Here is a 6,677-nt window from a genome sequence, read left to right on the forward strand (position 1 = left end):
CCCGAGGGACCGGCTCACCTCCATGGTCTCGTACCCGGCGGCCGGCGCGTCTACGGGGCTTCCCCCTGGTGCGGTAATTCCCCGGACCCGGGCAGGGGACGCGAGGGGGCGACGGCGGCCACGGCGCCGGCGGTCGCGTCCGGCCGTCCCGGCAGGGCACGGCCGAGCAGCATCCCGAGCGCCGAGACACAGGCGAGGACGGCCAGGGCGGGGCCCGTCTCGACGCCCGTGTGCGTGATCATCGTGGTAGCGACCGCCACTCCGACGGTCGGTCCGACGTTCATCGCCGTCTGCTGGAGTCCGCCCGCCACACCGGCCGAGCCTTCGGGCGCTTGGCGGACGACGACAGCCGTCGCGGTCACCATCACCGCCCCGAACCCGGCGCCCAGCAGCAGGAAACCGGCACCGATGTGCGCCGCGGTCGCCCCCTGGCCGAGCCGGGACAGCACGAGGATGCCGAGGGTGAGCAGCGTCATTCCGGTGACCGCCGTCCGCCGGGATCCGAAGCGCCGCATCAGCATCGCGGAGAGGGGCGCGCCGAGGATCATCATCACGGGTCCGGGAAGCGCCCGCAGGCTGCTCTGCAACGGGGTCAGGCCGAGGACGTCCTGAAGGAAGTACGTGCCGACGAACAGGGTTCCCAGCATCGCCGCCGACGCGGTGACCAGCATGCCGACCGCCGCGCCGATGGTCGCCGAGCCGCGGATCGCGGCGGGCAACAGCGGGCTCGCGGTGCGCCGTTCGTGGCGCACGAAGACGGTTCCCAGGACCAGGACGGCCAGCAGCCCCAGGACGGTGCCCTCGGGTCCGTTCGCCGCGGACGTGCCGACGAGCGTGTGCACCAGGCAGGCGAGTGCGGCGGCGAGCAGACAGGCGCCGGGCACGTCGAGCGGAGTGCGTGCCGGGGAGGGGCCGAGGGCCGTGGCCGTCCCCTTCTCGCCCACGGAAGCGCCGACCCCGGCCGCGAAAACGGGTGCCCGGGCGGGGTCGCGGACGACGAGCGCCAGCGCGCCCAGCACCAGCGCGGGTACGACGTTGAGGAAGAACACGGCGCGCCAGCCCAGTTGGGTGACCAGCACCCCGCCGACGACGGGGCCGGCCGCCGCCGCCACTCCGACGGCGCTGGTGCGCAGCGCGACCGGCATGCCGAGGCGGTCGGGCGGGAACGCGGCACGCAGCATCCCGAGGGTGGCCGGCTGGAGCAGCGCCCCGAAGACTCCCTGCGCCACCCGCAGCCCGATCACCCAGCCGATGCCCGAGGACAGGCCGATCCCCGCCGAGGCCGCGCCGAAGCCCAGCACTCCGGTGGCGAAGACCCGCTGGTGGCCGTAGCGGTCGCCGAGCCGGCCCGAGAACACCAGCAGGGAGGCCACCGCGATGAGATAGCCGGTGCTCGTCCACTGGACCTGGGCGAAGGAGGCGTGCAACTCCCGGCGGAGCGTGGGCTGGGCGACGGACAGCACGGTGCCGTCCAGGGCGACGATCGCGGCGCCGGCGACGCTGCTCGTCAGGGTGAGCAGGCGGTGCGGTGTCATCGGCCCGCCGTCCCGAGGTGCGCGTCGACCGCCGTACGCAGCAGGGGTACGACGTCGGCGGTGCCCGTGGCGAGTTGCAGGCTGCCCCAGCTCCACAGCTGGGCGATGCCGTGCAGGTTCGCCCACAGGGCGCCCGCGACGAGCGGCGCGTCGGCCTCCGGGCGCACCCGTCCGACCAGGTCCACCAGGACGCCGAAGAGGGGCAGGCTCGTCTCGCGCAGCCCCAACTCGTCGCTGCGCAGCAAGTCGTGACGGAACATCAGTTCGTACATGCCGGGGTTGGCGAGGGCGAAGTCCAGATAGACGCGGCCCAGTGTCAGGAGGCTGTCGCGCGGGTCGGCCGCTTCGTCGAGCGCCTCCACGGCCCGCGCTCCGAGGTCGGTGAAGCCCCGCCGCGCGATCGCGGACAGCAGGGTGAGGTGCGTCGGGAAATGGCGGCGCGGGGCGCCGTGGGAGACCCCCGCGCGCCGGGCGATCTCGCGCAGGGACAGCGCCTGCGCCCCTTCGGCGGTGACCAGGTCGACGCCGACCTGGATCAGACGGGCGCGCAGCCCTGGTTCCGGCTCATGCATGGACCCTGTCTACCAGGCGTAGTAGACAGTGTCTACGCGGACCGCTCCCGGATCGCGGAAAGGGCCACGCGCGGAATGCCCCCGGCGGGCCGTAGCGTTGACGACGGCATGACTCGCGAGGCGAACGACGGGACCGGCGCGGACGGCGCGCACCAGGCCGAGGAGAGCGGGCGGGCCCGGGAGGCGCAGGACGCACTGCTCACCCTGCTCTCGGAGTGCGACGGGGGAGTGCTGGTCACCCTCAAACGCGACGGCCGCCCCCAGCTGTCGAACGTGAACCACGCCTACTGCCCCGAGGAGCGGACCGTCCGCGTCTCGCTCACGGACGACCGAGCCAAGACCCGCAACCTGCGCCGGGATCCCCGCGCGTCGTACCACGTGACCAGCGACGACCGATGGGCGTACACGGTCGCCGAGGGCACGGCCGATCTCACGCCGGTCGCCCGCGACCCGCACGACGAGACCGTCGAGGAACTGGTCCGGCTCTACCGCGACGTCCGGGGCGAACACCCGGACTGGGACGACTACCGCGCCGCCATGGTCCGCGACCGCCGCCTCGTCCTACGGCTCCGGGTGGAGCGCGCGTACGGCATCCCGCGCGGGCGCTGACCCGTCGGCGAGGGGGCTCGGCCGGCCGTTCGCGGACGTCTCGTGGCCCTCGCCGGTCCTGGCCTCGATGGCGCGCAGGACGGCCACCATGTCCGATCCGCCGTGCCCGAGCGACACCGTCTCCTCGAACAGGGCGTGGCAGACGTCCAGAAGGGGCGACGCGAGGCCCGCCCGCCGCGCGGCTCCGGCGATCAGCCGGTTGTTCTTCAGGACGTCCAGTGCCGCCGCCTGCACCGTGAAGTCCTCGGTCAGCAGCTTGGGCGCCTTCATGCGCGAGACCCCGCTGGCCATCGGTCCCGCGTCCAGCACGTCAAGGAACAGCCGGTGGTCGAGGCCGTGCCGGTCCGCGAAGTGGAAGGCCTCGCCGAGCCCGGTCACGAGCGTGATCAGGAACAGGTTCACCGAGAGCTTCATCAGCAGCGCGTTCGGGACCGGACCGCAGTCGAACGTCTCGTGGCACATCGGGGCGAGGAGGGGGCGTACGGCCGCCGCGACCGCGTCGTCCCCGGCCAGCATCGCCACGAGCCGTCCGTCCTGCGCCGGCCCCCGGGAACCCGACACCGGCGCCTCCGCGTAGCGCCCGCCCGCCGCCCGGACGTCGGCCCCGAGGTCCCGTGAGTACTCGGGCGACGTCGTGCCCATGTGCACGAGGGTGCGCCCCGCGACGCGGACCGCGAAGTCGGGGGTGCCGCGGCCGAGGACCGCGTCGGTGGCCGCCTCGTCGGCCAGCATCAGGAACGTCACCCGGGCGCGGGCGAGGACCTCGGCGGCTGTGGCGGCGACGTCGGCGCCGGCGGCCCGCAGTGGTTCGGTCCGTGCGGCGGTGCGGTTCCAGACGATCAGGGGAGTGCCGGCCCGGGCCAGATTCAGCGCCATCGGCTGCCCCATGACTCCGAGGCCGAGGAAACCCACGTACACGACGCACCGCCGTCCCTGGCCCGCGCACCGGTGGGCCCCGCCGCTCACTGACTATGACGGCTGTCATAGTACTCCGCGCCATGACGGCTGTCATAGTGGAGGGGCGGGCCCTCCCCGCGGCCGCCGCGGCGCGGTCCGCGGCGGGTGCGTGCATGAGCCGCCCGGCCCCTCCGGTCGGGGCGACGCGGGCAGGACGGGAGTCGGACATGGCAGATCCCGAGCGGGCAGCGGATCCCGAGGGGGCAGCGGATTCCGGGCGGAGCGCGAGATCGGGGAGGGGGGCGGCTGCGGGGCGGGGGCCGCGCGAGCGGATGGTCTTCAGCGCCGCGCAGTTGATCCGGCGCCAGGGGGTCGCCGCGACCGGCATGCGCGACGTCGCCGTGCACGCGGGGGCGCCCCGTGGTTCGCTCCAGCACTACTTCCCCGGCGGCAAGGAGCAGTTGGTCAACGAGGCGGTGGACTGGGCCGGCCGTTACGCGGGCAGGCGCGTGGCCCGCTTCCTCGCCGAACTGGACGAGCCGAGGCCGAGCGGACTGTTCACCGCGATGGTGCGGCAGTGGACCGACGAGTACGGCTCGCTCGGGTTCGCGTCGGGCTGCCCGGTCGCCGCCGCGACGGTGGACTGCGCGGAGTCCACCGAGTCCACCCGGGCCGCTGCCGCCGCCGCGTTCGCCTGCTGGAACCGGCCGGTGGCACGGGCGTTGACGGACATGGGCGTCCCGCCCGAACGTGCCGAACCCCTCGCGACGCTCATGATCAGTGCCCTGGAGGGCGCGCTCCTGATCGCCAGGACCGAACGGGACGTACGCGCTCTGACGACCGTGGCCCGTGAACTGGGCCCGCTCCTGGACGCCGCCGCCGACCGCGCCGGCTGACCCGGAAGCCGCACGCGAGGCGGGAGTTCCGGGCGCCGGGACGCCGGCCCGGGCGGGCGCGGCCGAGGACCCCCGGCGGCGCCCGCCCGGGTGCGCGACGGACTTCGCGCACACCGGCCGTCCCTGAACCCGGCCGGTGTGCGTGAAGTCGAACTCTACGGTGCCGGGCGCACGATGTCCGCCCGGCACCGTCGCCCGACCGGCCCGGGGCTCCGCCTCACGGCGCCGACGGAGCGTCCGGGTGACTGGCCGGACCCGTTCCGGCGGATTGGGTCGGCGGCCGGCCGGAAGTGGTCCGCGGTCGTCCGCGGCGCGTACGGGTGCCGACGGCTGAGCGCACGGCAGGACGGCGGCCGACTGCGTACGCCGGAGAGGTTCCGCTCCGCCCGGGCGGGCGGAGCGGAACCTCTTTGGGGGTGCGGCGACTTCTACGGCGACTTCTGCGCGACTTCCGCAGCAGCTTCCGCGGCGATGCGGAAGCTAGTGGACCGGCACAGCGGTTGCCGGGCTGTTCCACTCGGCGATCACCGGACGCTCATGCTCGGTGGAGAGCCGGCCCACCGTTCCGGTCGCGAGCTGGAACAGCCGGCCCTCCGCCGCGGACAGGCCCAGGTAGCGGGCGGTCAGCGCGCGCAGGAAGTGCCCGTGCGCGACCAGGACCACGTCCCCGCCGTCGAGCGCCGGCGCCACCCGGGACAGCACACGGTCGGCGCGCCGTCCCACCTCGTCCGGGGACTCGCCCGGATGGCCGTCCGGTCCGGCGGGCACCCCGTCGTCCCACAGGAACCAGTCGGGCCGGGTCCGGTGGATGTCGACGGTCGTGACGCCCTCGTACGCGCCGTAGTCCCACTCGCGCAGATCGGGCTCCCGTACGGCACCGGCCAGGCCCGCGATCTCCGCGGTGCGGACCGCGCGGGCCAGGGGGCTGGTGAGCACCAGGGCGAAGGTGCGGCCGGCGAGCAGCGGGGCGAGCGACCTGGCCTGCTCCTCACCCCGCCGGGTAAGGGGCAGGTCGGTCCAGCTGGTGTGCTGTCCCGAGGCGCTCCACTCCGTCTCGCCGTGACGGACCAGCAGGAGGTCGCCCATGACGCCTACTTCGCCGATTCGACGGCGTGGCCGCCGAACTGGTTGCGCAGTGCCGCGATCATCTTCATCTGCGGGGAGTCGTCCTGCCGGGACGCGAAGCGGGCGAAGAGCGACGCGGTGATCGCCGGCAGCGGCACCGCGTTGTCGATGGCCGCCTCGACGGTCCAGCGGCCCTCGCCGGAGTCCTCGGCGTAGCCGCGCAGCTTGCCGAGGTGCTCGTCGTCGTCCAGGGCGTTGACGGCGAGGTCGAGCAGCCAGGAACGGATGACCGTGCCCTCCTGCCAGGACCGGAAGACCTCGCGCACGTCGGTGACGGAGTCGACCTTCTCCAGCAGTTCCCAGCCCTCGGCGTAGGCCTGCATCATCGCGTACTCGATGCCGTTGTGGACCATCTTGGAGAAGTGGCCGGCGCCGACCTTGCCCGCGTGCACGAAGCCGAAGTCGCCCTCGGGCTTGAGGGCGTCGAAGACCGGCTGCACCTTCGCCACGTTCTCCGCGTCGCCGCCGACCATCAGGGCGTAGCCGTTCTCCAGGCCCCAGACGCCGCCCGAGACACCCGCGTCGACGAAGCCGATGCCCTTGGCCGCCAGCTCTCCCGCGTGCTTCTCGTCGTCGGTCCAGCGGGAGTTGCCGCCGTCCACGATGGTGTCGCCGGGCTCCAGCAGGTCGCCGAGCTCGTCGATGACGGACTGGGTCGGGCCGCCCGCGGGGACCATCACCCACACCACGCGGGGACCTTCGAGCTTCTCGACGAGTTCGCCGAGGCTGCTCACGTCGGAGACGTCGGGATTGCGGTCGTAGCCGATGACGGTGTGGCCCGCGCGGCGTATCCGCTCGCGCATGTTGCCGCCCATCCTGCCGAGGCCGATGAGACCGAGCTGCATCGTGGTCATGTCAGTTCACTTCTTCCGGAGAGTGCGGTAAGCGGCCACGAGGGCAGCGGTGGAGGGGTCGAGACCGGGCACGTCGGTGCCGTCGGTGAGGGCGGGTTCGACGCGCTTGGCGAGGACCTTGCCGAGCTCGACGCCCCACTGGTCGAAGGAGTCGATGTTCCAGACCGCGCCCTGGACGAACACCTTGTG

Annotated in this window: 7 protein-coding genes and 1 pseudogene; 2 read left to right on the plus strand and 6 right to left on the minus strand. The window is 73.7% G+C overall.

Features of this window, described 5'->3' with window-relative positions; genetic code table 11:
- Positions 1-50: 50 nt before the first annotated feature.
- Positions 51-1,535: an MFS transporter gene (locus ACFYP4_RS04220; RefSeq protein ID WP_388782621.1), complete on the minus strand. Its 1,485-nt coding sequence runs from the start codon at positions 1,533-1,535 to the stop codon at positions 51-53.
- On the minus strand, positions 1,532-2,107 hold the full coding sequence (locus tag ACFYP4_RS04225) for a TetR/AcrR family transcriptional regulator (RefSeq protein ID WP_358852998.1): 576 nt from the start codon (positions 2,105-2,107) through the stop codon (positions 1,532-1,534). The genes ACFYP4_RS04220 and ACFYP4_RS04225 overlap by 4 nt, the downstream gene beginning before the upstream one ends.
- A 108-nt stretch (positions 2,108-2,215) precedes the next feature.
- Here ACFYP4_RS04225 and ACFYP4_RS04230 point away from each other — a divergent pair, with 108 nt between their 5' ends.
- Positions 2,216-2,716 carry a TIGR03618 family F420-dependent PPOX class oxidoreductase gene (locus ACFYP4_RS04230; protein ID WP_358852997.1) on the plus strand — a complete coding sequence of 167 codons (501 nt, stop codon included), beginning with the start codon at positions 2,216-2,218 and terminating at the stop codon, positions 2,714-2,716.
- On the opposite strand, the gene ACFYP4_RS04235 is transcribed toward ACFYP4_RS04230, so the two are convergent.
- The gene (locus ACFYP4_RS04235; RefSeq protein WP_358852996.1) at positions 2,669-3,634 is read right to left on the minus strand and encodes an NAD(P)-dependent oxidoreductase; all 966 of its coding nucleotides are present in this window, start codon (positions 3,632-3,634) and stop codon (positions 2,669-2,671) included. The genes ACFYP4_RS04230 and ACFYP4_RS04235 overlap by 48 nt on opposite strands.
- 311 nt (positions 3,635-3,945) lie before the next feature.
- Here ACFYP4_RS04235 and ACFYP4_RS04240 point away from each other — a divergent pair, with 311 nt between their 5' ends.
- Complete coding sequence (locus ACFYP4_RS04240) at positions 3,946-4,509, plus strand: TetR/AcrR family transcriptional regulator (protein WP_358852995.1); 564 nt, start codon at positions 3,946-3,948, stop codon at positions 4,507-4,509.
- Between the two features lie 480 nt (positions 4,510-4,989).
- On the opposite strand, the gene ACFYP4_RS04245 is transcribed toward ACFYP4_RS04240, so the two are convergent.
- From ACFYP4_RS04245 to ACFYP4_RS04255, 3 genes and pseudogenes are all read right to left on the minus strand, one after another.
- Positions 4,990-5,595: a histidine phosphatase family protein gene (locus ACFYP4_RS04245; RefSeq protein ID WP_358852994.1), complete on the minus strand. Its 606-nt coding sequence runs from the start codon at positions 5,593-5,595 to the stop codon at positions 4,990-4,992.
- Positions 5,596-5,600: 5 nt separating this feature from the next.
- Complete coding sequence (gene gnd / locus ACFYP4_RS04250) at positions 5,601-6,479, minus strand: phosphogluconate dehydrogenase (NAD(+)-dependent, decarboxylating) (protein ID WP_358853037.1); 879 nt, start codon at positions 6,477-6,479, stop codon at positions 5,601-5,603.
- A 15-nt stretch (positions 6,480-6,494) separates the two neighbouring features.
- Positions 6,495-6,677, minus strand: a pseudogene (locus tag ACFYP4_RS04255) (glucose-6-phosphate isomerase); the annotation flags it as partial.

The organism is Streptomyces sp. NPDC005551 (assembly GCF_042871785.1).
Classification (GTDB): Bacteria; Actinomycetota; Actinomycetes; order Streptomycetales; family Streptomycetaceae; genus Streptomyces.

Bases quoted from the DNA above. Each gene is read 5' to 3' on its own strand.
- ACFYP4_RS04220 (WP_388782621.1), bottom strand. From the start codon at position 1,535: ATGACACCGCACCGCCTGCTCACCCTGACGAGCAGCGTCGCCGGCGCC.
- ACFYP4_RS04225 (WP_358852998.1), bottom strand. From the start codon at position 2,107: ATGCATGAGCCGGAACCAGGGCTGCGCGCCCGTCTGATCCAGGTCGGC.
- ACFYP4_RS04230 (WP_358852997.1), top strand. From the start codon at position 2,216: ATGACTCGCGAGGCGAACGACGGGACCGGCGCGGACGGCGCGCACCAG.
- ACFYP4_RS04240 (WP_358852995.1), top strand. From the start codon at position 3,946: ATGGTCTTCAGCGCCGCGCAGTTGATCCGGCGCCAGGGGGTCGCCGCG.
- ACFYP4_RS04245 (WP_358852994.1), bottom strand. From the start codon at position 5,595: ATGGGCGACCTCCTGCTGGTCCGTCACGGCGAGACGGAGTGGAGCGCC.
- gnd (WP_358853037.1), bottom strand. From the start codon at position 6,479: ATGCAGCTCGGTCTCATCGGCCTCGGCAGGATGGGCGGCAACATGCGC.